The sequence below is a fragment of the Enterobacter sp. Y17 genome (genome assembly GCF_019730495.1).
GTDB classification, from domain to species: Bacteria; Pseudomonadota; Gammaproteobacteria; order Enterobacterales; family Enterobacteriaceae; genus Enterobacter; species Enterobacter asburiae_B.
Genome location: NZ_JAASKP010000001.1, coordinates 1,739,399 through 1,763,607 on the forward strand (window position 1 = coordinate 1,739,399; position 24,209 = coordinate 1,763,607).

General features: G+C 56.0%; 24 protein-coding genes. 3 read left to right on the plus strand and 21 right to left on the minus strand.

Going from position 1 to position 24,209, the window contains the following annotated elements; translation table 11 throughout:
- Nucleotides 1-51 precede the first annotated feature (51 nt).
- The 8 genes from fabF to yceD form a co-directional block, all read right to left on the minus strand.
- Nucleotides 52-1,293: a beta-ketoacyl-ACP synthase II gene (fabF, locus tag HCH49_RS08120; RefSeq protein WP_024909028.1), complete on the minus strand. Its 1,242-nt coding sequence runs from the start codon at nt 1,291-1,293 to the stop codon at nt 52-54.
- Between the two features lie 91 nt (nt 1,294-1,384).
- Nucleotides 1,385-1,621: an acyl carrier protein gene (gene acpP, locus HCH49_RS08125; protein ID WP_003857954.1), complete on the minus strand. Its 237-nt coding sequence runs from the start codon at nt 1,619-1,621 to the stop codon at nt 1,385-1,387.
- Between the two features lie 277 nt (nt 1,622-1,898).
- Nucleotides 1,899-2,633, minus strand: coding sequence for a 3-oxoacyl-ACP reductase FabG (gene fabG / locus HCH49_RS08130; protein ID WP_008500795.1), 735 nt, complete (start codon nt 2,631-2,633; stop codon nt 1,899-1,901).
- A 12-nt stretch (nt 2,634-2,645) separates the two neighbouring features.
- Nucleotides 2,646-3,575 (minus strand): ACP S-malonyltransferase, encoded by a 930-nt coding sequence (gene fabD / locus HCH49_RS08135; protein ID WP_221702506.1) that lies wholly within the window; start codon nt 3,573-3,575, stop codon nt 2,646-2,648.
- A 15-nt stretch (nt 3,576-3,590) separates the two neighbouring features.
- Nucleotides 3,591-4,544, minus strand: coding sequence for a beta-ketoacyl-ACP synthase III (locus HCH49_RS08140; protein WP_221702507.1), 954 nt, complete (start codon nt 4,542-4,544; stop codon nt 3,591-3,593).
- Nucleotides 4,545-4,550: 6 nt separating this feature from the next.
- Nucleotides 4,551-5,585, minus strand: a complete 1,035-nt coding sequence (gene plsX / locus HCH49_RS08145) for a phosphate acyltransferase PlsX (RefSeq protein ID WP_060568787.1) — start codon at nt 5,583-5,585, stop codon at nt 4,551-4,553.
- Between the two features lie 80 nt (nt 5,586-5,665).
- Nucleotides 5,666-5,839, minus strand: coding sequence for a 50S ribosomal protein L32 (gene rpmF / locus HCH49_RS08150; protein WP_003857964.1), 174 nt, complete (start codon nt 5,837-5,839; stop codon nt 5,666-5,668).
- A 16-nt stretch (nt 5,840-5,855) separates the two neighbouring features.
- Nucleotides 5,856-6,377: a 23S rRNA accumulation protein YceD gene (gene yceD, locus HCH49_RS08155; RefSeq protein ID WP_014883375.1), complete on the minus strand. Its 522-nt coding sequence runs from the start codon at nt 6,375-6,377 to the stop codon at nt 5,856-5,858.
- 140 nt (nt 6,378-6,517) lie between these two features.
- Between yceD and HCH49_RS08160 the strand changes: the two genes are divergently transcribed.
- Nucleotides 6,518-7,102, plus strand: coding sequence for a Maf family protein (locus HCH49_RS08160; RefSeq protein ID WP_047648098.1), 585 nt, complete (start codon nt 6,518-6,520; stop codon nt 7,100-7,102).
- A 132-nt stretch (nt 7,103-7,234) separates the two neighbouring features.
- On the opposite strand, the gene rluC is transcribed toward HCH49_RS08160, so the two are convergent.
- Complete coding sequence (rluC, locus tag HCH49_RS08165) at nt 7,235-8,182, minus strand: 23S rRNA pseudouridine(955/2504/2580) synthase RluC (protein ID WP_024909023.1); 948 nt, start codon at nt 8,180-8,182, stop codon at nt 7,235-7,237.
- 572 nt (nt 8,183-8,754) lie between these two features.
- Here rluC and rne point away from each other — a divergent pair.
- Nucleotides 8,755-11,886, plus strand: coding sequence for a ribonuclease E (rne, locus tag HCH49_RS08170; protein WP_221702508.1), 3,132 nt, complete (start codon nt 8,755-8,757; stop codon nt 11,884-11,886).
- Between the two features lie 41 nt (nt 11,887-11,927).
- On the opposite strand, the gene HCH49_RS08175 is transcribed toward rne, so the two are convergent.
- Nucleotides 11,928-12,830 carry a LysR family transcriptional regulator gene (locus tag HCH49_RS08175; protein ID WP_073001132.1) on the minus strand — a complete coding sequence of 301 codons (903 nt, stop codon included), beginning with the start codon at nt 12,828-12,830 and terminating at the stop codon, nt 11,928-11,930.
- A gap of 145 nt (nt 12,831-12,975) precedes the next feature.
- On the opposite strand from HCH49_RS08175, the gene HCH49_RS08180 reads away from it, so the two are divergent.
- Nucleotides 12,976-14,190: an MFS transporter gene (locus HCH49_RS08180; protein ID WP_221702509.1), complete on the plus strand. Its 1,215-nt coding sequence runs from the start codon at nt 12,976-12,978 to the stop codon at nt 14,188-14,190.
- A 75-nt stretch (nt 14,191-14,265) separates the two neighbouring features.
- Here HCH49_RS08180 and flgL read toward each other — a convergent pair whose 3' ends face one another.
- The 11 genes from flgL to flgB form a co-directional block, all read right to left on the minus strand.
- Nucleotides 14,266-15,219: a flagellar hook-associated protein FlgL gene (gene flgL, locus HCH49_RS08185; protein WP_033145208.1), complete on the minus strand. Its 954-nt coding sequence runs from the start codon at nt 15,217-15,219 to the stop codon at nt 14,266-14,268.
- Nucleotides 15,220-15,233: 14 nt separating this feature from the next.
- Complete coding sequence (gene flgK / locus HCH49_RS08190) at nt 15,234-16,874, minus strand: flagellar hook-associated protein FlgK (RefSeq protein ID WP_096151211.1); 1,641 nt, start codon at nt 16,872-16,874, stop codon at nt 15,234-15,236.
- A 75-nt stretch (nt 16,875-16,949) separates the two neighbouring features.
- Entirely contained in the window at nt 16,950-17,903 is a 954-nt protein-coding gene (flgJ, locus tag HCH49_RS08195; protein WP_033145206.1) for a flagellar assembly peptidoglycan hydrolase FlgJ, read from the minus strand.
- The gene (locus tag HCH49_RS08200; RefSeq protein ID WP_029740346.1) at nt 17,903-19,000 is read right to left on the minus strand and encodes a flagellar basal body P-ring protein FlgI; all 1,098 of its coding nucleotides are present in this window, start codon (nt 18,998-19,000) and stop codon (nt 17,903-17,905) included. Before HCH49_RS08200 ends, flgJ begins: the two co-directional genes overlap by 1 nt.
- A 12-nt stretch (nt 19,001-19,012) precedes the next feature.
- Nucleotides 19,013-19,711, minus strand: a complete 699-nt coding sequence (gene flgH / locus HCH49_RS08205) for a flagellar basal body L-ring protein FlgH (RefSeq protein ID WP_024909015.1) — start codon at nt 19,709-19,711, stop codon at nt 19,013-19,015.
- A 57-nt stretch (nt 19,712-19,768) separates the two neighbouring features.
- Nucleotides 19,769-20,551, minus strand: a complete 783-nt coding sequence (gene flgG / locus HCH49_RS08210) for a flagellar basal-body rod protein FlgG (RefSeq protein ID WP_008500810.1) — start codon at nt 20,549-20,551, stop codon at nt 19,769-19,771.
- Nucleotides 20,552-20,562: 11 nt separating this feature from the next.
- Complete coding sequence (locus HCH49_RS08215; RefSeq protein ID WP_221702510.1) at nt 20,563-21,327, minus strand: flagellar basal body rod protein FlgF; 765 nt, start codon at nt 21,325-21,327, stop codon at nt 20,563-20,565.
- Between the two features lie 20 nt (nt 21,328-21,347).
- Nucleotides 21,348-22,598: a flagellar hook protein FlgE gene (gene flgE / locus HCH49_RS08220; RefSeq protein WP_039261882.1), complete on the minus strand. Its 1,251-nt coding sequence runs from the start codon at nt 22,596-22,598 to the stop codon at nt 21,348-21,350.
- A gap of 26 nt (nt 22,599-22,624) precedes the next feature.
- Nucleotides 22,625-23,335 (minus strand): flagellar hook assembly protein FlgD, encoded by a 711-nt coding sequence (flgD, locus tag HCH49_RS08225; RefSeq protein ID WP_029740349.1) that lies wholly within the window; start codon nt 23,333-23,335, stop codon nt 22,625-22,627.
- An 11-nt stretch (nt 23,336-23,346) separates the two neighbouring features.
- Complete coding sequence (gene flgC, locus HCH49_RS08230; RefSeq protein WP_008500814.1) at nt 23,347-23,751, minus strand: flagellar basal body rod protein FlgC; 405 nt, start codon at nt 23,749-23,751, stop codon at nt 23,347-23,349.
- 3 nt (nt 23,752-23,754) lie between these two features.
- On the minus strand, nt 23,755-24,171 hold the full coding sequence (gene flgB, locus HCH49_RS08235) for a flagellar basal body rod protein FlgB (protein WP_023311135.1): 417 nt from the start codon (nt 24,169-24,171) through the stop codon (nt 23,755-23,757).
- Nucleotides 24,172-24,209 lie beyond the last annotated feature (38 nt).

Sequence of the window (24,209 nt, forward strand, 5' to 3'; positions counted from 1 at the left end):
TAAAAAAGGCCCGGCAAGCGGACCTTTTTAAATGCTATCGGGACGTCAGGATCAGATCTTTTTGAAGATCAGAGAGCCGTTGGTGCCGCCGAAGCCGAAGGAGTTACACAGGGTGTACTCCATACCGCTAACCTGACGCGCTTCGTGAGGAACGAAGTCCAGATCGCAACCTTCATCCGGGTTATCCAGGTTGATGGTTGGCGGAACAGCCTGATCGCGCAGCGCAAGGATGGAGTAGATTGACTCTACTGCACCCGCCGCACCCAACAGGTGACCGGTCATGGACTTGGTGGAGCTCACCATTACGCGGCTGGCAGATTCGCCGAAGATAGACTTAACCGCCTGAGCTTCAGCTTTATCGCCTGCAGGTGTAGAAGTACCGTGCGCGTTCACGTAGCCAATTTGTGCTGGGGTAATACCCGCATCACGAATCGCGTTTTCCATCGCCAGCGCAGCACCCGCGCCGTTCTCAGGAGGAGACGTCATGTGGTAAGCATCGCTGCTCATGCCGAAACCAACGATTTCAGCATAAATTTTCGCGCCGCGTTTTTTCGCGTGTTCGTACTCTTCCAGTACGATCATGCCCGCCCCGTCGCCCAGCACGAAGCCGTCACGGTCTTTATCCCACGGACGGCTCGCCGCCTGCGGGTTATCATTGCGGGTAGACAGCGCACGCGCCGCACCAAAACCGCCGACACCCAGTGGGGTACTGGCTTTTTCAGCACCGCCCGCAACCATAGCATCTGCATCGCCGTACGCAATAATGCGCGCGGCCTGGCCGATGTTATGTACGCCAGACGTACAGGCAGTCGCGATAGAAATGCTTGGCCCACGCAGGCCGAACATGATGGTCAGGTGACCCGCCACCATGTTAACAATCGTGGACGGAACGAAGAACGGGCTGATCTTACGCGGGCCGCCATTCATCAGAGATGTATGGTTTTCCTCGATCAGGCCAAGACCGCCAATCCCGGAGCCGATAGCGGCGCCAATACGGGTTGCGTTCTCTTCCGTAATCACAAGGCCAGAATCCTGCATGGCCTGAACGCCAGCGACAATTCCATATTGAATGAAGGCATCCATCTTGCGCTGTTCTTTGCGCGAGATGATCTCTTCACAGTTAAAATCCTTTACTAAGCCAGCAAATTTCGTTGCATAGGCGCTAGTATCGAAATGGTCGATTAGGCTGATGCCGCTCTGACCGGCAAGGAGAGCTTTCCAGGTGGACTCTACGGTATTGCCGACAGGAGACAACATGCCAAGTCCGGTCACAACTACACGACGCTTAGACACGTTTGTCCTCCAGGGAGGGATAAAAAAAGAGATTCGTGGGACTAAAAAAGATAAAACTCAGGCGGTCGAATGACCGCCTGGAGATGTTCACTTACGCCTGGTGACCGTTGATGTAATCAATGGCAGCCTGAACGGTGGTGATCTTCTCAGCTTCTTCGTCCGGAATCTCAGTATCAAACTCTTCTTCCAGAGCCATTACCAGCTCAACGGTGTCAAGAGAATCTGCGCCCAGGTCTTCAACGAAGGAAGCGGAGTTCACAACTTCTTCCTGCTTAACGCCCAGCTGTTCGCCGATAATTTTCTTAACGCGTTCTTCGATAGTGCTCATACTCTTAAATTTCCTATCAAAACTCGCTTTCGCGATGGTTTTCGTAGTGTATAAAATGTTGAAAAATTTGCAACTAAATCCCGGCAGTTCGTACCACGATTTTACGTTATTTTGAGGCCATTTGCCCTAATAACGCAAATATTTTTCTACACGTCATCATCCAGGCTGCCTCTGCGTTGGCTGCGCCCTCTAATCCCGGTCACATAGTAATCTATGCTCCCAAGCTTCTCGGTCTTGCCGCCTTGATCCAACCAGAATGATTTAGTGTATCTCGTGGTTAAACCATATACATCCCGCCGTTGACGTGGAGGGTCTCACCAGTGATGTAACCCGCTTCGTCAGAGGCTAAAAATGCAACCGCACTGGCGATTTCTTTAGGGTCGCCAAGACGACCCGCCGGAACTGCCGCCAGCGTACCCGCACGCTGCTCATCAGTCAGCGCACGCGTCATGTCCGTTTCAATAAAGCCCGGAGCAACAACGTTTACAGTAATACCGCGGGACGCGACTTCACGCGCCAGCGACTTACTGAAACCAATCAGACCTGCTTTCGCCGCAGCGTAGTTAGCCTGACCAGCATTTCCCATGGTACCAACCACAGAACCGACAGTGATAATACGTCCATGACGCTTTTTCATCATAGCGCGCATTACCGCTTTTGACAGACGGAATACAGATGACAGGTTGGTTTCGATGATATCGTTCCACTCGTCGTCTTTCATTCGCATTAACAGGTTATCGCGAGTGATCCCAGCATTGTTTACCAGAATATCCACTTCACCAAACTCTGCGCGAATATTTTCCAGAACAGATTCGATAGATGCAGGTTCGGTCACATTCAGTACCAGACCTTTACCATTCGCACCCAGATACTCGCTGATGGCCTGAGCGCCATTCTCGCTGGTTGCTGTACCAATCACCTTCGCGCCGCGCGCAACCAGTGTTTCAGCAATTGCACGCCCGATACCGCGGCTTGCGCCAGTGACCAGGGCGATTTTTCCTTCAAAACTCATGGTATTCCTCTTTTATTGCGAGAGTGCCGCTGACATCGCTTCCGGCTCGTTAATTGCCGAGGCTGTCAGGGTGTCAACAATACGTTTTGTCAGACCGGTGAGGACTTTACCTGGGCCGACTTCATACAGGTGCTCAACGCCCTGAGCGGCCATAAACTCAACGGTTTTAGTCCACTGTACCGGGCTGTAGAGCTGGCGAACCAGCGCGTCACGGATCGCTTCCGGCGTGGTTTCGCATTTCACATCGACGTTGTTCACAACGGAAATCGTCGGTGCGTTAAACGTAATTTTTTCCAGCTCAACCGCCAGTTTTTCGGCAGCAGGCTTCATCAGCGCACAGTGAGACGGCACGCTGACCGGCAGCGGCAGCGCACGCTTAGCACCCGCTGCTTTACAGGCCGCACCCGCACGTTCAACCGCTTCTTTATGACCGGCAATAACCACCTGGCCCGGCGAGTTGAAGTTTACCGGAGAGACAACCTGGCCTTCAGCAGATTCTTCACACGCTTTTGCAATTGCAGCATCATCCAGACCGATGATGGCAGACATGCCGCCCGTGCCTTCCGGCACCGCTTCCTGCATGTATTTACCGCGCAGTTCAACCAGACGTACCGCGTCAGCAAACGCGATCACGCCGGCACACACCAGCGCAGAGTATTCACCCAGGCTGTGACCCGCGAGCAGCGCTGGCGCTTTACCGCCCTGCTGCTGCCAGACACGCCACAGCGCAACGGACGCGGTCAGCAGCGCTGGCTGGGTCTGCCAGGTTTTGTTCAGTTCTTCGGCCGGACCCTGCTGGGTCAACGCCCATAAATCATAACCCAGTGCATCAGAAGCTTCACGGAAAGTCTCTTCAATTACCGGATAGCGTGCTGCCATTTCAGACAACATCCCAACGGTTTGAGAGCCCTGGCCCGGGAACACAAAAGCAAATTGCGTCATTTTTTATTCCTTATACTAGAAACGAACCAGCGCGGAACCCCAGGTGAACCCGCCACCGAAGGCTTCAAGCAAGACCAGCTGGCCCCGTTTGATTCGTCCATCGCGTACCGCTTCATCAAATGCGCACGGTACCGACGCCGCAGAGGTGTTGCCATGACGATCCAGCGTCACTACAACGTTATCCATCGACATGCCCAGCTTTTTCGCGGTCGCGCTGATGATACGCAGGTTCGCCTGATGCGGCACCAGCCAGTCGAGCGCGGTACGCTCAAGGTTATTCGCTTCCAGCGTTTCATCAACGATGTGTGCAAGCTCGGTTACCGCCACCTTGAACACCTCGTTCCCTGCCATAGTCAGGTAAATCGAGTTGTCCGGATTAACGCGATCGGCGTTAGGCAGGGTCAACAGTTCGCCATAGCTGCCATCAGCATGCAGATGCGTAGAGATGATACCTGGCTCTTCGGACTGCCCCAGCAGCACTGCACCCGCACCATCACCAAAAATAATGATCGTTCCACGATCGGTTGGATCGCAGGTACGCGCCAGCACGTCAGCACCGATCACCAGCGCGTATTTAACGGCACCGGATTTCACGTACTGATCGGCAACGCTCAGCGCATAGGTGAAGCCTGCGCACGCGGCAGCGACGTCAAACGCCGGACAGCCTTTAATGCCGAGCATGTTCTGCACCTGGCATGCCGCGCTTGGGAAAGCATGCGTGGCAGACGTCGTGGCGACCACGATCAAACCAATCTGTTCTTTATCAATGCCCGCCATTTCGATAGCACGCTGTGCGGCTTCGTAACCCATGGTCGACACGGTTTCGTCTGGCGCGGCAATACGACGTTCACGGATACCTGTGCGCGTGATAATCCACTCGTCAGACGTATCTACCATTTTTTCCAGATCGGCGTTGGTACGCACTTGTTTTGGCAGGTAGCTGCCGGTACCTAAAATCTTCGTATACATGTACGCTCAGTCACTTTTAGCTAATACAGATTCCAGGCGAGCGGCAATCCGCTGAGGGACTTGTCGCTGCACCGCCTGCACTGCCTGTTCAATCGCGACAGCAAATGCTCGCTGATTAGCGGCGCCATGACTCTTAATCACGATGCCGCGCAATCCTAACAGACAGGCGCCATTATACTGGTCGGGGTTGAGGTGACTGAATCGCCGCGTCAGGCTCTTTTGTAACCAACGCTTCAATAAAATCAGCCACCAGGCGCTTTTTTTGCCTTCTCCCTGAGATTTCAGCAGAGAAAGAAACATGCGTACGACCCCTTCCATGGTCTTCAACGTGACGTTTCCGGTGAAGCCATCGCACACCAGAACATCCGTTTTACCCGTCAACAACTCATTGGCTTCGAGATAACCAATATAGTTGATGGAGGGAACCTGTTTGAGCAATTCAGCTGCTTCGCGAATGCTGTCCAGGCCTTTGGTCTCTTCTTCACCAATGTTCAGTAACGCAACACGGGGAGTGTTGATCCCGACAACTTCTTCTGCCAGCACCGATCCCATCACGGCAAACTGAGCCAGCATAGTACTATCACAGTCGACGTTAGCGCCCAAATCGAGCACCACCGTCTTGCCCTTCTGCTGATGCGGTAACACCGTTACCAGCGCAGGGCGCTCAATACCTTCAATAGGTTTGAGCAGCAATTTCGACAGCCCCATCAGCGCGCCGGTATTTCCCGCGCTGACGCAAGCCTGAGCTCGCCCTTCTTTCACCAGCTCCAGCGCTATCCGCATAGAGCTGCCACGACTATTGCGAATCGCCTGCGAGGGTCGGGCATCACTGGCAATAACTGACTGCGCAGGAATAATCTGCAGACGCGAACGTTGTTCAAAGTCAGCTTTTGCGAGTAATGGCGTGATTGCGTCGGGATTGCCGACTAAAAGAAGTGTGAGTTGCGAATTAGAATTCAGTGCCTGCAATGCTGCAGGCACTGTCACGGAAGGGCCAAAATCTCCCCCCATGACATCTAACGCCAGGGTTAGACGTGTCAAGGTATCGTCGCAGCCTGGTTCGGTAAATTCCCCGTTTGCACGGGGAAATCCTCACTAAGCCTAATCACGCTTGCGCGTGATTACTTAGTGATAACCTTGCGGCCGCGGTAGAAACCGTCAGCGGTGATGTGGTGACGCAGGTGTTTCTCACCAGAAGTCTTGTCTACAGACAGGCTGGTAACTGCAGTCAGCGCGTCATGGGAACGACGCATGCCACGTTTGGAACGGGTTGGTTTATTCTGTTGTACGGCCATGGACCTTACTCCTCAATTACTTACGCTTTAAGCTGGCTAATACGGCAAATGGGTTTGGTTTTTGCGCTTCATCAGGCAGTTCCCCAAAGACCATGTCCGCCTCGGACACTTCACAGTGTTCAGAATCATGCACCGGAACTACTGGCAAGGTGAGGATGATTTCATCTTCAACCAGAGCCAGAAGATCGATTTCACCGAATTCGTTAACCTCAATCGGCTCATACGCTTCCGGGAGTGCTTCAGCCTGTTCGTCAGAACGAACCGGACTGAAACAATACGTTGTGTGAACATGCTGTACAAACGGTTTCCCGCAACGCTGACACTCGAGCGTTACCGTCACCTTTGCATCACCGGTTAAAACGGCGAGACGCTGGTTGTCGATAGCGAACGACATGGAGCATTCTACATCACTGTCCACACTGACTACGGATTCGGCAATACGCTCAGCCTGATCGGAAGTATAGATACCTTCGTAATCGAGGCGTTTTTGAGCCGTACGAACCGGATCAAGAGTCAGGGGTAATTTTACCTTTTGCATAGGGCGCGCATATTAACTTTGTAACGTCATAGAGTCAAAGAAAAAGGCAACCAGAGCTGCCTTTTGCCAATTATTCGCACACATTGCGGCCTGTAGTTTAAAATGGCTGGCATCGATACGCTATATCTGGTGATAAAAATATGCCAAATCTCGTCCTTGCTTCCACGTCTCCCTACCGCCGAATGCTGCTGGAAAAGCTCGGGATCCCGTTTGAATGCGCCGCGCCAGAGGTTGATGAGACGCCACAGCCGGGCGAATCACCGCGTCATCTGGTGATGCGTCTTGCTAAAGAGAAAGCGCAGTCGCTGGCCGCACGTTATCCCGCACATTTGATTATAGGCTCAGACCAGGTTTGCGTGCTGGACGGCGAAATCACCGGCAAGCCCCATACGGAGGAGAACGCCTGCCAGCAGCTTCTGCGCGCGCGAGGCACTATCGTGACCTTTTATACCGGCCTTGCGCTTTATAACTCTGCCACCGGTCATCTGCAAACCGAATGCGAGCCGTTCGACGTACACTTCCGCCATCTCAGCGAGCAAGAGATTGTGGATTATGTGCGCCGGGAACGTCCGCTGAACTGTGCGGGGAGCTTTAAAAGCGAAGGACTGGGGATTGCGCTGTTCGACAAGCTGGACGGTCGCGATCCCAACACGCTGGTGGGGTTACCGCTGATTGCCCTGTGTCAGATGTTAAGGCGAGAAGAGTGTAATCCGCTGACTATGTGACTTTTGCCCAGCGGCGCTTCGCTTGCATGGGCCTACTAAACTGCGGCCTGATGCCCTCACCCCGGCCCTCTCCCACAGGGAGAGGGAGCAAACATTAAAAACGACAACATTCGTTGCCGTTTTACGTTTACCTTAGCCGCGCAGAACCTTAAGACAGCGTTTCAACTGCTCGTCCAGCGGCGCTTCAATACGGATGACTTCCCCCGTATTAGGATGGGTAAACTTCAGCGCTGCCGCATGCAGGAACAGACGCGACAGCCCCGTCCCCGCCAGCTGCTTATCAAACTCGCGGTCGCCATAGCGGTCATCAAAGGCGATAGGGTGCCCTGCGAACTGCGTATGCACGCGGATCTGGTGAGTACGACCGGTCACCGGACTGCAGCGCACCAGCGTGGCAAACTCATAGCGCTCTTCAACTTTAAAGCGCGTCTCAGACGGTTTCCCTTCCTGGCTCACGCGGACAATACGTTCGCCGCTTTGCAGAATGTTCTTCAGCAGCGGCGCCTGCACCACTTTTACATGGGACTGCCACTGACCGCGCACCAACGCCAGGTAGTCTTTCTGCATCCCTTTTTCACGCAGCTGTTCATGCAGAGAACGCAGGGCAGAACGCTTTTTCGCCACCAGCAGTACGCCAGAGGTGTCACGGTCAAGACGGTGCACCAGTTCAAGGAAACGCGCTTCCGGGCGCAGGGCACGCAGCCCTTCAATCACGCCGAAGCTCAGACCGCTACCGCCATGAACAGCCGTTCCTGACGGTTTATTGAGCACCAGAATGTGGTCATCTTCGTACAGGATCACATCGCTCAGGGCCGCCACTTTCTGTAGCTTCGGTGAAACGGTCTCTTCTTCACGTTCCGCAACGCGCACCGGCGGAATACGCACTTCATCGCCCGCCTCGAGTTTGTACTCAGGCTTCACGCGTTTTTTGTTCACCCGCACCTCGCCCTTGCGCAGGATGCGGTAAATCATGCTCTTTGGCACACCTTTCAACTGGGTGCGCAAAAAGTTATCGATACGTTGCCCCGCGTCATCTTCGGCGATGGCAACCATTTTTACGGCTGGAGTCTCTGTTTTCATGGTTGGCGATTCTAAATATCGTCAGCCATTAGCGCCACTCATTTTTCTATGCTTATATTTACTTTTATCCGGCCAGCTCCCCGTTTCGCGCAACCGATTTGGTGGTTATTAAACCAATCGCCATTCTGAAGTGAAGAAACTGTGAGTAACCGGGTGATAATTGGTAAAAGTCATCTTGCTATAACCCGGCGAGCAGTGGAATAATGAGGCTGTTTTCCGTGTTAAATCCTGGTTAAGTAAGGATGTTGACGGAATGACCAATTTTGTCTGACCGATCATCCACGCAGCAATGGCGTAAGACGTATTGATCTTTCAGGCAGTTAGCGGGCTGCGGGTTGCAGTACTTCCCGGTATAAGGATTGTTCTCTGGAGAGTTCTACCCAGGCAATTCCCCTGATAATTGCGCTGTGTTTCCGTATGAAACACAGGCAACCGACACTCTGCGCCTCTTAAGCGAGCGACAACCGTGAGGTTGGCGACGTGAACAGACACGAGGCCATCGGTTCATACCCCGGAAAGCGTCACCTTGCCCGCAGCTTTGTCGTCAATGTAAGAATAACGAGTAAGTTACGATGAAAAGAATGTTAATCAACGCAACTCAGCAAGAAGAGTTGCGTGTCGCCCTTGTGGATGGGCAGCGCCTGTACGATCTGGATATCGAAAGTCCTGGACACGAACAGAAAAAAGCGAACATTTACAAAGGTAAAATCACCCGCATTGAACCAAGCCTTGAAGCTGCATTTGTCGATTACGGTGCTGAGCGTCATGGTTTCCTCCCTCTGAAAGAAATCGCCCGCGAATATTTCCCTGCAAACTACAACGCCCATGGCCGCCCAAACATCAAAGATGTTCTGCGTGAAGGTCAGGAAGTTATCGTTCAGATTGATAAAGAAGAGCGTGGCAACAAAGGTGCCGCACTGACCACCTTTATCAGCCTGGCAGGGAGCTATCTGGTTCTGATGCCTAACAACCCGCGTGCGGGTGGCATCTCTCGCCGTATCGAAGGTGATGACCGTACCGAGCTAAAAGAAGCGCTGGCAAGCCTCGAACTGCCTGATGGCATGGGGCTTATCGTGCGTACCGCAGGCGTTGGCAAATCAGCTGAAGCGCTGCAGTGGGACCTGAGCTTCCGTCTGAAGCACTGGGAAGCCATTCAGAAAGCAGCCGAAAGCCGCCCTGCTCCGTTCCTGATCCACCAGGAAAGCAACGTTATTGTGCGTGCCTTCCGTGATTACCTGCGTCAGGACATCGGTGAGATTCTGATCGATAATCCGAAAGTGCTTGAACTGGCGCGCCAGCACATCGCCGCGCTGGGTCGTCCAGATTTCACCAGCAAAATTAAACTGTACACCGGCGAAATCCCGCTGTTCAGCCACTATCAGATCGAATCCCAGATTGAGTCCGCCTTCCAGCGTGAAGTGCGTCTGCCATCCGGCGGTTCTATCGTTATCGATACCACTGAAGCGCTGACCGCTATCGACATCAACTCCGCGCGTGCAACGCGCGGTGGCGATATCGAAGAGACCGCCTACAACACGAACCTCGAAGCCGCTGATGAAATCGCCCGCCAGCTCCGCCTGCGCGACCTGGGTGGTCTGATTGTTATCGACTTCATCGACATGACCCCTGTTCGCCATCAGCGTGCGGTTGAAAACCGTCTGCGCGAAGCGGTGCGTCAGGACAGGGCGCGTATCCAGATTAGCCATATCTCACGCTTTGGCCTGCTGGAGATGTCCCGTCAGCGTCTGAGCCCGTCTCTCGGCGAGTCCAGCCATCACGTTTGTCCGCGCTGCTCCGGCACCGGTACCGTGCGTGATAACGAATCGCTGTCCCTCTCCATTCTGCGTCTGATTGAAGAAGAAGCGCTGAAAGAGAACACCAAAGAGGTTCACGCCATTGTGCCGGTGCCCGTTGCCTCTTACCTGCTTAACGAAAAACGTGCAGCGGTAAGTGCGATTGAAGCGCGTCAGGGTGGCGTTCGCTGCATCATCGTGCCAAACGACCAGATGCAGACCCCACACTATCACGTGCTGCGCGTGCGTAAGGGCGAAGAGACGACCACCCTCAGCTACCTGCTGCCGAAGCTGCATGAAGAAGAGATGTCCCTGCCTTCCGATGAAGAGCCAGCCGAGCGCAAACTGCCAGAGCAGCCTGCGTTAGCGACCTTCATCATGCCTGAAGCACCACCGGAAGCAGCTCTGGAAAAACCTGCAGCGCAGAAACCAGAAGCCGCGGTAGCGAAAGCCCAGCCGGCACAGCCGGGTCTGCTGAGCCGCTTCTTTGGCGCGCTGAAGAAGATGTTTGCTGAAGAAGAAGTTCAGCCAGAGCAGCCGAAAGAAGAGCCAAAAGCAGCCAAGCCAGAGCGTCAGCAGGATCGCCGTAAGCGTCAGAACAACCGCCGCGATCGTAACGACCGCAGCGATCGCAATGACCGCAGCGAGCGTCGTGACAACCGTGACAACCGTGACAACCGCTCTGAGAATGGCGAAGGCCGTGAGCAACGCGAAGACAACCGCCGCAACCGTCGCGAGAAACAACAGCCGAATGTTGAAGATCGTGAAATTCGCCAGCAGACGGGCGATGAGTCTGAGAAGAGCAAACAGCGTGACGACCAGCAGCCGCGCCGTGAACGCAGCCGTCGCCGTAACGACGAGAAGCGTCAGGCACAGCAGGAAGTCAAAAACCTGAACCGCGAAGAGCCTGTTGAACAGCAGGACGGCGAGCAGGAAGAACGTACTCAGGTTATGCCGCGTCGTAAGCAGCGCCAGCTTTCTCAGAAAGTTCGCTTCGCCTCTGAAGCAACCGAAGAGTCAGGCGCTATCGCGGTTGAAACCAGCGAGATCGCAACCGGTACACAAGTGGCAAAAGTTGACCTGCCAGCGGTCGTTGAAAACAACGTTGAGCAGGATGATAACGGTGAAAACCGTGATAACGCCGGTATGCCGCGCCGTTCACGTCGTTCTCCACGTCATCTGCGCGTCAGCGGCCAGCGCCGTCGTCGCTATCGTGACGAGCGTTACCCGACTCAGTCGCCAATGCCGCTGACTATTGCCTGTGCTTCGCCAGAAATGGCCTCCGGCAAAGTCTGGATCCGCTACCCGGTTGCTCGCCCGGAGCAGGTTGTTGAAGAACAGCCTGTAACCGAAGAGGTGATTGCACCAGCAGCCGCGGTAGAAGCTGTCGTGACTGAAGCGGCAACCGTGGTTGAACCTGAGGTTGTTGAACCTGAGGTTGTTGAAGCTGAAGCACCTCACGCAGTGGAAGTTGAAACCACCCATCCAGAAGTGATTGCCGCGCCGGTTGATGCCGCACCGCAGCTTATCGCCGAAGAAGATGCCGTGGTGGCTGAGGAAGTCGCTGAAGAGGCTGAACCTGTAGCCGCAGTGGAAGACACCGCAGAAACCCTCGTTGAAACCACCACTGAAGAAGTCGTTCAGGACGTTGAGATTCAGGTTGAACCGGTTGTCGAAGAAGCGAAAGCGCCTGAGGTAAAACCTGAGCCGGTTGTTTCTGCACCAGCCGCAGCCCACGTGGCGACAGCACCAATGACGCGCGCCCCGGCACCGGATTACGTGCCTGAAGCCCCGCGTCACAGTGACTGGGTACGCCCGGCCTTCAGCTTCGACGGTAAAGGCGCTGCAGGCGGCCACAGTGCAACGCATCAGGCGACTGCACCGGCGACGCGTCCGCAGTCTGTCGAATAACGACGCTGAAAGTAAAAAGCCGACCTTCGGGTCGGCTTTTTTTATGGCTGCTGCACGGGCTTTCTCATTCCGGTCACCTCAGGCATGACCTGCCGCATCAACTCCAGAAAACGCCGCAAGCGTGCCGGATAATAGCGGGACCAGGGGTAAACCAGATGCACCGGTAACGCCGCTGGCTGCCACTCTGGCAGCAAATGCACCAGCCGCCCTTCCCGAATATCATCCTGTACCGTCCAGCTGGATACCACCGCCACGCCAAGCCCGGTGAGCGCCGTATTGCGTGCGACATACAGGCTGTCGGTGCTCAGCCGTGGCGTAATAGCAATCCGCGCGGTGGCGGATGATGCATCGTGAAAAAGCTCCACATGGCGCTGGTAGAAAGAGCTAATCGCTATCCAGGGAAACTGCTGCAAATCCTCCGGCGTGTTGACCGTCGGGAAACGGGCCAGCAGCGCCGGAGAAGCCACTACCGAACGCGGCACTTCGGCCAGCAGCACGGACACGGTCGCCGGATCGACTTCCACGCCCACCCGAATCGCACAGTCAAGGTTGTCGCCGAGGAAGTCCGCCGACCGATCGTTGAGCATCCACTCAATCGAAAGCTGCGGATAACGTTGCAAAAACTCGGTTACGGGTTTCAGAAGCTGGTCCTGACCAAACGCGTGAGGAGCGCGCACCCGCAGCACGCCTACCGGCTCATCTTCCGTCTGCCCCACCTCATCTTCCAGCGCCAGCCAGCTGTCAATCACCCGACGGGCGTGCTGATAACAGCGCTCGCCGTCATCCGTCAGCCGCGTCGTGTGGGTGGTGCGCAATATCAGGCGCACGCCCAGCATGGTCTCCAGCGACTGTAACCGTCTGCTTACCGTGGCCTGGGTAGTAGCCAGCTGCCGTGCCGCCGCAGAGAGGGATCCCGCCTCCACAATACGAACAAACGTCCGCATTAGCTCCACCCTGTCTATACGCTCAGCTCTTTTCATCGCATTTTCACTTATACGTTTAACGTATAAGCGTTTTACCACCGGGCCCGCTACCGTCGCAAGGCGTACTGATAAAAAATAGCCTCACACGAGGAATGAGGAACATCTTATGAACACAACAACCGCCGCCCATGCCGTGAGCCGCTGGGTAATCTTAATGCTGGCGATCGGTGCAGGTTTCAGCGTGGCATCTATCTATTATGCCCAGCCTCTGCTGCCGCTGATGGGCGCAGACCTTCACCTGAGTATCGAAGGAATGGGCATGGTTCCGACGCTCACCCAGGCGGGATATGCCCTGGGGATCCTGTTCCTGCTCCCGCTCGGCGATCGCCACGACCGCAGGACGTTAATCCTGATAAAAAGTGCGGCGCTGGCGCTGTTTCTTCTCGGCTGTAGCCTGACCGGGCAGATCCACTCTCTGCTGCTGGTCAGCCTGCTCATCGGCATGGCCGCCACCATGGCACAGGATATTGTCCCTGCCGCAGCCATCCTTGCGCCGGAAGGTAAACAGGGGAAAACCGTGGGTACGGTAATGACCGGGCTGCTGATGGGGATCTTATTATCAAGAACCGTGAGCGGCGTGGTGGGCGAAGCGTTTGGCTGGCGCGTCATGTACCAGCTGGCGGCGGCGAGCATTGCGTTCGTCGGGGTGATGATGTGGTTTGTGCTTCCCCGTTTTGCCATTCACTCCACGCTGAGCTACCCCGCGCTGATGCGCTCAATGGAGCATCTGTGGCGTCGCTATCCGGCGCTGCGCCGTGCGGCGCTGGCTCAGGGCTTTCTGTCGATTGCCTTTAGCGCCTTCTGGTCTACGCTTGCGGTCATGCTGCTGGAACGCTATCACCTGGGTAGCGCCGTAGCGGGTGGTTTTGGTATTGCAGGTGCCGCCGGTGCGTTAGCTGCCCCGCTGGCAGGGGGTCTGGCAGACAAACTGGGCGCAGGAAAAGTCACGCAGCTTGGTGCCGCTCTTGTGACCGTTTCATTCGCCCTGATGTTCCTGATGCCCGCGCTGGGCGTTCATGGACAGCTGATTCTGATCGCCATCTCCGCCGTCGGGTTCGACCTGGGTCTGCAGTCCAGCCTGGTCGCTCACCAGAACCTGGTATACAGCCTTGAACCGCAGGCGCGCGGTCGTCTCAACGCCCTGCTCTTTACGGTGGTCTTTATCGGGATGGCGCTGGGTTCCGCGTTAGGCAGCAATATCTACTCGCTGGCCGGCTGGACGGGCGTGGTCGCGCTGGCGACGGTCTGTGGCGTCATTGCGCTGGCAATCCGTCTGATAGAAAGCGCACGAGTTACCTCCGCATCAGCAGAAGTTGCATAAAAAAAATGCCCAATCCAGACGGATTGGGCAGTAAAACATGCCCAGTTTCAAGACATGTTCCAAGAGGTCAAGATGTTATTTGTTCAGCTGGAACAGAGACATGCCCTGCATATCGCTAAACGCTTTATAAGACGCCTGCAAGGCCGCCTGCTGCATGGTGTAAGAGGAAATCGCTTCGTTCCAGTCAACATCCACCAGGTCACTCATCTGCTTGGTCTGACCCAGCGCGCGGTCATCACCCAGCGTGTCGAGTTTTTCCAGCTCGTTCATCTTGGTCCCCACATCCGCAACGACCGTCAGGACATTGTTCTGGGAGTTTTTGATGCCGATTTGCGCATTGGCAATCACCTGGCTTTGCGCCGTTGCGGCAGCCGGATCGTTCTCAATCGGTGTCTTCAGCGAGGCAATAGCAGAATCCAGGATTTTGAACATGTTGGTCTGGCCATATCCACCGCCCGGCAGCTGTTCCGCATTACTGGTAATGCTTTCGAAAATTTGCTGGCCGGTATGGCTAATGGTCATATTTCGCGCCGTATCAACCTGCTGCGTGATGGCCTCAGCGCCGCCGTTATAATCCCCGGTCGCGGCATCAAACGGTGCGCTCTCGGTTTTGTATCCCGCAAAGATAAAGCGACCATTACCATCCGTCGTGTTGGCCAGGTTCATCAGCTGATCGCGGATCCCCTGAATATCGGTTGCCAGAGAAAGACGGTCGTCATCGCTTAATGTGCCGTTTGACGCATAAACGAGCTTCTCGCGCACGCTTGAGATCGCGGTGTTGACCTGGGTTAACACGTTATCTTCCAGCGAGACCTTCTGCGTTGCAAAGGTACGCGCGAGCGCAAACTGGCTGTTTTGCGACTGAGACTGTGACAGAACGATGGCCTGCGACGCGGCGATAGGATCGTCCGAAGGACGATTGACGCGCTTGCCGGTGGACATCTGCTCACCGTAGCTCAGCCATCTGCTCTGAGAATCGGTGATCCCACGCATGTTCTGCTCGTACATCATCTGGGTGCTAATACGCATTGTTCACCTCAACCTTAACGAATGTTGATAATTGCATCGAAGAGCGTACTGGCAGTTTGTAGCACCTGGGCATTGGCCAGGTAATACTGCTGATAACGCTGCAAATTGCCATACTCTTCGTCGAGGTTTACCCCAGAGATGGTCTGCTGCTGCTTGATTAACTGCGTTTCCACGTTGGCTTTCGTCTGGCTGCTCACCTTCAGTGACGCCGTTGAGCTACCGACGGTACTGACGAGAGAGGCATACGCATCGTTGAAGGTTTTATTTCCACCCACCACTTTGCCGTTTTGCAGATCGAGCAGTTTCTGGCCGTTACGGTTGTCACTTTCGCCGCCGTTTTGCACCGACGCCATTGCCAGTTTGGACTCGTCGCTGATCGCAAGGTCCATGTTCATGATGACGTTGGAAACAGGCTTCACGGTAAAGCTGTCTTTGGTATTTGCCGTACCGCTGACGTTGACGTTAAGGCCATCAAACGACAGATTGCCGCTGGCATCCGGGCTCATCGTAAAGCTGGTTTTGTCTGACGTACGGGTGACCGTCCAGTCAGTGCCGTTAAACTGCAGCTTATAGTCTGTCGCCTGGACCTGTTTGCTGTCCGCCACAGAAGCCGTAACAACGGCAGAGCCGCCGTTCTTGCTGTTGGACAGAACCGCCGGAGAACCGAAGTTGAACAGCTTACCGCCCGCATCACCGTTCGCATCAAAACCGGCTTCATGCTGCGCGTTCATTGAATCGGCAAAGGCCAGCGCCATCTGGTTCAGGGTGTTACGGGCTTTATCCAGATCTTCCGTGCGGAAGGTCAGTAAACCGCCCAAAGAACCGGTGGTGATCATCTTTTCCGGAATCTCGACATTACCCGCCACGTCATCGACGTAGGCCACGGTGGTACGAGCCGGATCGGCACTCGACTTCACGGCAGCCAGCTGGTTAGCTTTACTTCCCTGAACCAGGCTGTAACCGTTGCCGAAAGAGATGTTAAACGTACCGCTATCCTGAACAGACACTTCCACGCCCACGATTTTGTTCAGCTCATTGACGAGCTGATCGCGCTGGTCGAGCAGATCGTTAGGCGATGCGCCCGCACCGACGCCGGTCAGACGGGAGATCTGATCGTTCAGGTTCGCAATCTGTTTGGCATAGTTGTTGATCTGAGACACGCTGGTCCCAATCGCGGTATTGACCTGCGTATCCTGGTCACGCAGATACTGATCGTTGGTTTTGAACTGATTGACCAGACCGCCCGCTTTACCCAGCACCGTCTGACGTGCAGCCGGGTCTTCCGCGTTGCTCACCAGGGTTTGCAGGCTTTTGAAGAAGTCCTGCAGGGTGGTGGAAAGCGAGTTGGTGGTATCGGAGAGCACATCGTCAATCTTTGACATCTGCTGATAGCGCGTCGTCAGACCGCTGCTCTGCGTCTGCGCGGCGCGCAGCTGGTTGGTGATGAAGGCGTCATACTCACGCTGGACACCGGAGACATAAACCCCGTTACCTACCCAGCCACCGCCGGTCAGCGTGCTGTTAGATGCACCCAGCACCGTGGTCTGGCGGGTGTAACCTGCCACGTTATAGCTTGAAATATTATTACTGACGGTATTGAGTGCCGACTGCGCGGCACTGAGGCCACTCATGGCGCTGTTAATCAAACTGGACATGGGGGTTCCTTTTATACGTTCAGACACGAGTCCTGATGAAGGTTATCGGCAACCTCCACCGGGACTTGAGAACTTTCAGAACAGATTTTCAATATCTGTGCTATAGGCTTTGCTGACCTTCTCGCCCATGGATTTCAGCTGCTGGATCATGCTGGTAAGCTTGCGCGCATAGTTCGGGTCGGTCGCGTAGCCCGCGTTTTGTAAGGCCTGAGCGCCCTGCTCCGCCGTCGCCGCCTGCGTAACGGCGGTATAACGCGGATTGCGGCTCAGCAGGCCAACGTAATCGGACAATGCTTCCAGATAGGAGCTGTAGACGCGGAATTTTGCTTTGACCTTCACCGCCGCACCGTTCTCGTATTCGGTGGTCGTGATCTCCGTTGTTGGCCCCTTCCAGCTGGAGGTGGCCTTCACGCCGAAGATGTTGAAGCTCGGATCGCCGTTTTCCTTGCGGATCTGACGCTGGCCCCAGCCCGACTCCAGCGCGGCCTGCGCCAGAATCAGGTGATGCGGCACGCCGCTCTGTTCGCTGGCGAGACGCGCGGGCAGAGAAAGCTGCGCCAGGAAGTCTTTGCTGTCACCGGAGAGCGGCTCATCGCCGCTGCCCGTGGCTTTTGGCATCGCTTTACGCACCATTTGCGTCAGAGCCTGGTTCTGATAACTGGTCACCGTTTCCAGGTCGAACTTCATCGGCACCTGCTGCGTCTGATCCTGAGGCTGAATGCCCTGCGCGGCTTCGGTCTGTTTCACAATCATGTCAGCCAGACCGAGGCCTTTACCGGCGGTCATCTGCTGCGCAATCTGCTGGTCATACATGCTGGTGTAGAGACGCGTTGAATCACTGCTGAACATCCCGTCTTTCGGCAGGGTTTCGCGCATGCTTTTCAGCATCATCTGTACAAACATCCCTTCCACCTGGCGGGCGACCGGGCGGATGTTCGCCGCCGGGTCTTTGCCTGCTTTGGTTTTCAGTTCGTTGAGCGACTGGGCGTCCCAGGCTGCACTGGTCAACAGTTTGCTATCGGTCAGCATTAGATGATTTCCAGTTTGGCGCGCAGGCAGCCCGCGCTTTGCATGGATTGCAGGATGGACATCAGATCCATCGGCGTTGCGCCCAGGGCGTTCAGGGCACGCACCACGCTGTTCAGGTTGGCGCTGGAGCGAACGCTCTGCAGCGACCCGCCGCTCTGACGCATATCAATCTGCGTTTGCGGCGTCACCACCGTCTGACCGCCACCAAATGGCGTATTCGGCTGGCTCACGTTCGCGGAGCGGTTTACCGTCACGGAGAGGTTCCCCTGCGCCACGGCACAGCTGTCCAGCGACACTTCCCGGTTCATCACCACCGAGCCGGTACGGGAGTTGATGATCACTTTCGCATCCTGAACCGGAACGTTCACTTCCATATTCTGGATATCCGCCAGCATGCGCACCTGGTTGCTGCTGCCGGTGGAGGTGCGGATCTGCACGGTGCGCGCGTCGAGTGCCGTTGCATTACCGTAGCCGCGGCTGCGGTTGATGGTATCGGCAATTTGCTGCGCCATGGTGAAGTCTTCATTATTAAGCTGCAGGTTGATGGTGTTGCCCGCGCCAAACTGGGTCGGCAGTTCACGCTCAATGATCGCACCGTTGGTGATACGTCCACCGTTCAGTTGGTTCACCTGCACGCTGCTTCCGCCTGCGGATGCCCCCGCACCGCCAACCAGAATGTTCCCCTGCGCCAGCGCATAGACCTGGCTGTCAACGCCTTTCAGTGGAGTCATCAACAGCGTACCGCCGCGCAGGCTTTTGGCGTTACCCATTGAGGAGACCACCACATCAATGGTCTGCCCCTGACGCGCAAACGCCGGGTAGGACGCAGTGACCATTACCGCGGCCACGTTTTTCAGCTGCATGTTGGTTCCCGCCGGCACGGTAATGCCGAGCTGGGAAAGCATGTTGTTCAGGCTTTGGGTGGTGAACGGCGTCTGGGTCGTCTGGTCACCGGTACCATCCAGACCAACCACCAGGCCATAGCCAATCAGGGAGTTTTCACGAACGCCCTGAACGCTGGTGAGGTCGCGAATACGGTCAGCCTGGGCAAACGTTGCCACCAGCGCGAGCGCCACGGCGAAGATCGATTTAAACATGGGTCACCTCGCTTACATCGGCGATAAATTAAGGAAGAAGCGCTGCAGCCAACCCATATTTTGCGCTTCATTGATATAGCCGTTACCGACGTACTCAATGCGCGCATCCGCCACCTGGGTGGACGGAACGGTGTTGGTGCCGCTGATGGTGCGAGGGTTAACCACGCCCGAGAAGCGAATGAATTCAGTGCCCTGGTTGATGGCGATCTGTTTTTCACCCACAACGTGCAAGTTGCCGTTAACCAGTACCTGGTCAACCGTGACCGTCAGCGTACCGCTGAAGGTGTTGCTGGCGTTCGCGCCGCCTTTGCCGTTAAAGGTATTGCCGCCGGACGCGTTCACATCAGCACGCGCGTTGCCGAACAGCCCTTCGAGATAGCGTGGCACGGTATCGAAGCCAAAATTGGTTTTGCCATCGCGGCTGGCGTTCGCCGACGAGCTCTTGCTCGCGCTGACGTTTTCCTGCAGCACAATGGTCAATGTATCGCCGACGTTACGCGGGCGGCGATCTTCAAACAGCGGCTGATAGCCGTAATTAATCGGCTGCGCGGTCTGGAAAATGGAGCCGTTTACCACTGGCGCGGGGCCAGGAACGGGTTGGGCAGTCGTCGCACCCTGGACCAATGGTTTAGACGGGATCAAAGCACACCCGCTGAGGGTGACAGCCAGAACAGTCAGTATCGGATAACGAAACGCCGCGTTTTTTTGCATTGCCTTCATCTTCGAAAACAGGGAGCCGGTGCGGCGTTTACCGCACCGGGCTACACCTTAGAGTTGCGTCAGTTTCTGCAGCATCTGGTCGGTCGTCGACACTGCTTTACTGTTAATTTCATACGCGCGCTGGACCTGGATCATATTCACCAGCTCTTCCGCCACGTTCACGTTGGACGTTTCAACATAACCCTGGTACAGCAGGCCTGCGCCGTTCAGGCCCGGGGTGCTCTCATTCGGCGTACCGGAGGATTGCGTTTCGGTGTAGAGGTTCTCACCAATGCTTTCCAGACCGGTATCGTTCATGAAGGTGGTCAGGTTGAGCTGCCCGACCTGAACCGGCGCGGCCTGTCCCTGCTGGGTCACGCTGACCACACCGTCGCGTCCGATGGTGATGCTCAGGGCGTTCGCCGGGATGGTAATCGCAGGCTGAACCTGGAAACCGCCCGCCGTCACCAGCTGGCCGTTCTGATCGACCTGGAATGAACCGTCGCGGGTATAGGCAGAGGTCCCGTCAGGCAGCTGCACCTGGAAGAAGCCCTGGCCTTTGATTGCCACGTCTTTACTGTTGTTGGTCTGAGACAGGTTGCCCTGGCTGTGCAGACGCTCGGTGGCCACCGGACGAACACCGGTACCGATCTGCAGACCCGACGGCAGCGTCGTCTGTTCAGAAGACTGCGCGCCCGGCTGGCGGATGGTTTGATAAAGCAAATCTTCGAAAACGGCACGCTGACGCTTGAAACCATTGGTGCTCACGTTTGCCAGGTTGTTGGCAATCACGTCCATATTGGTTTGCTGGGCGTCCAGGCCAGTTTTCGCGATCCATAAAGAACTGATCATAAGGAGTCCTGTTAACTCATAGCCAGAAGTTGGTTAGCCTTGCCCGCGTTTTCATCCACGCTGCTGATGATCTTCATCTGCATTTCAAAACGACGGGCGCTGGCAATCATGTCGGTCATGGCTTCGACCGGCTTGACGTTGCTGCCTTCCAGAACGCCGGACATCACGCGGATGCTCGGATCGGCCTGTAACGTGGCACCACGCGTCGCCTGCGCCGCCTGCGCCGCCTGGGTCAGACGGAACATGCCGTCGTCGCCGCGCTGCACGTCTTTGGCTTCCGCTTTCACCAGCTTCAGACGTCCGACGGGCGCAACGGTATTGGCCGGGTCGCCCGGGTTCAGCGCCGAAATGGTACCGTCCGCGGCGATAGTCAGCTCAGAGCCTTCCGGCACGGTCAGCGGACCCGCTTCCCCCATTACCGGATGACCCTGAATCGTCAGCTGGCCCGTCGCGCTCACCTGGATATTGCCGTTACGGGTATAGCCTTCGCTGCCGTCGGCCGTTTGCACCGCCAGCCAGCCGTCCTGCTGCAGGGCAACGTCCAGCGGGCGCGAGGTGTAGTCCATCTGCCCAGGCGTCATATCTGCGCCAGGGGTTGATGCCGTCACCAGCGTACGGGTCGGCAGGGACAGCCCTTCTACCGGCACCGCGCGCAGCGCATTAAGCTGCGCGCGAAAGCCTGGCGTAGAGGCGTTTGCCAGGTTGCTGGCGGTAACGGCCTGCTGATTGAGCGTCTGACTTGCCGCGCCCATCGCGGTATATATTGCGTGATCCATTGTGCTTTCCTGTTAGCCGCTTAACGCAGGTTAACCAGCGTGTTGAGGATCTGGTCCTGGGTTTTGATGGTCTGCGCGTTCGACTGATAGTTACGCTGCGCGACGATCATGTTCACCAGTTCTTTACTCATATCCACGTTGGAAGCTTCCAGCGCGCCGTTAGTCAGCTTGCCGAAGTTACCGGTGCCTGCGGTACCCAGCAGCGCCACGCCGGAGGACTGAGTGGCAGACCAGACGTTGTCGCCTTCAGATTTCAGGCCTTCGTTGTTCGCGAAGTTTGCCAACACGATCTGGCCCAGAACCTGAGACTGTTCGTTAGAGTAGCTTCCCACCACGGTGCCATCGTCGTTGATCTGGTAGCTCACCAGGTCGCCAGGCTTGTAGCCGTTCTGATTGGTTGCCACAACGCTGTTTGCACCGGTGTTCTGCTGCATGGAGTTCTGGAAGCTCAGGGAGAAGGTCGCCGCCGTCGCACCGCTGACAGAACCCGTGGTGATGTTAATGGCCGGCGTGGCGTTTGGCGTTGCGCTCAGTACACCCGCAGCGTCGTAGTTGTAGACACCCGCCAGGTTACCGTTCGCATCAAAGTTCATCTGCGCCGCTTTCGCTGCTGTAGAACCCGCAACGCTGCCGTCCTGAGTGTAAAGATCCCATTTATTGTTGGCCGTCTTCACGTAGTAGACGTACATGTTGTGGGCGTTACCCTGGCTGTCGAATACGGTCACGGTCCCTTTTTTGTTATAGGTATCCGGGTTGGTCGCATCGAACGGGGCAGTTTGAACAGGATCGGTTGAGTTCAGGTTGATCTGCTGCGTCGCGGTGGTGGTTGATTTCGCCGCCATCAGGGTATTCGGGATAGTAATCGCCTGAGGGTTCGCACCGGTCTGAACGGTTGGAGGCGTTCCAGCTACCGGGTAGCCCGTCAGCTGCATGCCCTGCATGTTAACCAGCGTACGGTTTTCGTCCAGCTTGAACTGGCCGTTACGGCTGTAGAACACAGAACCGTTGGAATCGACCATACGGAAGAAACCGTTCTGGCTGATAGCAACGTCCAGACCACGACCGGTGTTGGTGGTGGTGCCGTCGGTAAAGTCCTGAGTGATGCCCGCAACTTTCACGCCCAGGCCGACTTTGGAACCGGCGAACATGTCCGCAAATGAAGCAGAACCGGATTTAAAACCATAGGTCGCGGAGTTGGCGATGTTGTTGCCAATGACGTCCAGGTTGGTGGCCGCAGCATTCAGGCCGCTGACCGCTTGAGAAAAGGCCATGACTTACTCCTGATAAGTGTTAAGGCTTAGATAATCTGCCGAACTTCGTCGAGTGTGGTGGAACCAGAGGTTCCCAAATCCAGTTTGTTGCCGTCGCTTCCTTTAATCACGCCCTGGACCAGCGCGAACTGCAGCGGCTGCGCCACCAGCTGGGTCGTCCCGTTGCTGGCGCTGATCGCTACTTTGTAAGAACCGTTTGGTGCTTTAGTGCCGTCGGTCAGGCTGCCATCCCACGTAAAGGTGTGAACGCCCGCCTTCAGCTCACCGATATCAATGGTGCGAACCACCACGTTATTGGCATCCATGATCGTTGCAGTGACCTTCTCAGCCGCCTGCTGGAGCTCAACGCCAAACGGCGTGGTGGTCGTTGTGGTGTTGCCTTCAGTGGTGCTGGTGCCCGCCAGAATCGTGGTTCCCGGGATCATCACCCCGTGGCCAATCAGGCTTGCCGCCTGCAGAGACTGGGCACTGTTGATCTGCCCGGAGACGGAGCCTAGGGTGGTGTTAAGTTTCTCAATGCCGCTCACGGTGCTGATCTGCGCAAGCTGCGTGGTCAGTTCGTTGTTCTGCATTGGGTTGGTGGGATCCTGGTTCTTAAGCTGCGCCACCAGCAGCGTCAGAAAGCTGCCCTGAAGATCGGAGGCATTGCTCCCGGTGAGGGAGTTAGAACCCGTCGTACTCTTGGTGTTATTAACACCCGAGTTCGTAGGATCATTCACATTTACGGCGATGGACATGCATGTCTCCTTTACTGGCCGAGAGTGAGCGTTTTGAGCATCATGCTCTTCACGGTATTCAGCACTTCAACGTTGGCCTGGTAGCTGCGGGAAGCCGACATGGAGTTCACCATCTCACCCACCACATCCACGTTTGGCATTTTCACGTATCCGCTGGCATCCGCGAGCGGGTTACCCGGCTCATACACCAGTCTGTCCGGCGCCTGGCTCTCTACCACATCAGACACCTTCACGCCGCCCGTCGCCGCGCCCGGCGCAGCATCGACCTGAAAGACAACCTGTTTGGCGCGATAAGGCTGGCCGTCTGGTCCGGTTACGCTGTCGGCGTTCGCCAGGTTACTGGCAGCCACGTTCAGGCGTTTGGACTGCGCGGTTAACGCCGAACCGGCAATATCAAAAATATTCAACAAGGCCATCTATCAGTTCCCCCCCTGCAGGACGTTCATCATGCCTTTGATTTGTCCGCCGAGTACGGTCAGGCCCGTCTGGTATTTCAGACTGTTATCGGCAAACTGGGTACGCTCCCGGTCCATATCCACGGTGTTACCGTCGAGTGAGGGCTGATCGGGAATGCGGTAAAGTAAATCGGTCGCTGGCGCGGTCATCGCCTGAGCAGGAATATGGCGAGAGGATGTCATGGCAAGTGCAACACCCGTTCCTTCGGCACGTCCACGCTCCATCACCTTTTTGAGTTCACTGGAAAAATCAATATCGCGCGCCTGAAACCCTGGGGTATCGGCGTTAGCGATGTTGGCGGCTAAAATCTCCTGCCGCTGGGCGCGTAAATTGAGCGCTTCCTGCTGAAAACGTAACGCGGCGTCGAGTTTATCGAGCATGTCTCCTCCGCTGATGGCAAAATTTCAGTTCACAGCTT

Coding starts and splice junctions, on each gene's coding strand:
- flgE (WP_039261882.1), bottom strand. CDS start 22,598: ATGGCCTTTTCTCAAGCGGTCAGCGGCCTGAATGCTGCGGCCACCAAC.
- rne (WP_221702508.1), top strand. CDS start 8,755: ATGAAAAGAATGTTAATCAACGCAACTCAGCAAGAAGAGTTGCGTGTC.
- rluC (WP_024909023.1), bottom strand. CDS start 8,182: ATGAAAACAGAGACTCCAGCCGTAAAAATGGTTGCCATCGCCGAAGAT.
- flgL (WP_033145208.1), bottom strand. CDS start 15,219: ATGCGTATTAGCACCCAGATGATGTACGAGCAGAACATGCGTGGGATC.
- flgJ (WP_033145206.1), bottom strand. CDS start 17,903: ATGCTGACCGATAGCAAACTGTTGACCAGTGCAGCCTGGGACGCCCAG.
- yceD (WP_014883375.1), bottom strand. CDS start 6,377: ATGCAAAAGGTAAAATTACCCCTGACTCTTGATCCGGTTCGTACGGCT.
- flgG (WP_008500810.1), bottom strand. CDS start 20,551: ATGATCAGTTCTTTATGGATCGCGAAAACTGGCCTGGACGCCCAGCAA.
- flgB (WP_023311135.1), bottom strand. CDS start 24,171: ATGCTCGATAAACTCGACGCCGCGTTACGTTTTCAGCAGGAAGCGCTC.
- HCH49_RS08200 (WP_029740346.1), bottom strand. CDS start 19,000: ATGTTTAAATCGATCTTCGCCGTGGCGCTCGCGCTGGTGGCAACGTTT.
- HCH49_RS08160 (WP_047648098.1), top strand. CDS start 6,518: ATGCCAAATCTCGTCCTTGCTTCCACGTCTCCCTACCGCCGAATGCTG.
- flgH (WP_024909015.1), bottom strand. CDS start 19,711: ATGCAAAAAAACGCGGCGTTTCGTTATCCGATACTGACTGTTCTGGCT.
- flgC (WP_008500814.1), bottom strand. CDS start 23,751: ATGGCCTTGTTGAATATTTTTGATATTGCCGGTTCGGCGTTAACCGCG.
- HCH49_RS08140 (WP_221702507.1), bottom strand. CDS start 4,544: ATGTATACGAAGATTTTAGGTACCGGCAGCTACCTGCCAAAACAAGTG.
- HCH49_RS08175 (WP_073001132.1), bottom strand. CDS start 12,830: ATGCGGACGTTTGTTCGTATTGTGGAGGCGGGATCCCTCTCTGCGGCG.
- HCH49_RS08180 (WP_221702509.1), top strand. CDS start 12,976: ATGAACACAACAACCGCCGCCCATGCCGTGAGCCGCTGGGTAATCTTA.
- fabG (WP_008500795.1), bottom strand. CDS start 2,633: ATGAGTTTTGAAGGAAAAATCGCCCTGGTCACTGGCGCAAGCCGCGGT.
- fabD (WP_221702506.1), bottom strand. CDS start 3,575: ATGACGCAATTTGCTTTTGTGTTCCCGGGCCAGGGCTCTCAAACCGTT.
- HCH49_RS08215 (WP_221702510.1), bottom strand. CDS start 21,327: ATGGATCACGCAATATATACCGCGATGGGCGCGGCAAGTCAGACGCTC.
- flgD (WP_029740349.1), bottom strand. CDS start 23,335: ATGTCCATCGCCGTAAATGTGAATGATCCTACGAACTCGGGTGTTAAT.
- flgK (WP_096151211.1), bottom strand. CDS start 16,874: ATGTCCAGTTTGATTAACAGCGCCATGAGTGGCCTCAGTGCCGCGCAG.
- acpP (WP_003857954.1), bottom strand. CDS start 1,621: ATGAGCACTATCGAAGAACGCGTTAAGAAAATTATCGGCGAACAGCTG.
- rpmF (WP_003857964.1), bottom strand. CDS start 5,839: ATGGCCGTACAACAGAATAAACCAACCCGTTCCAAACGTGGCATGCGT.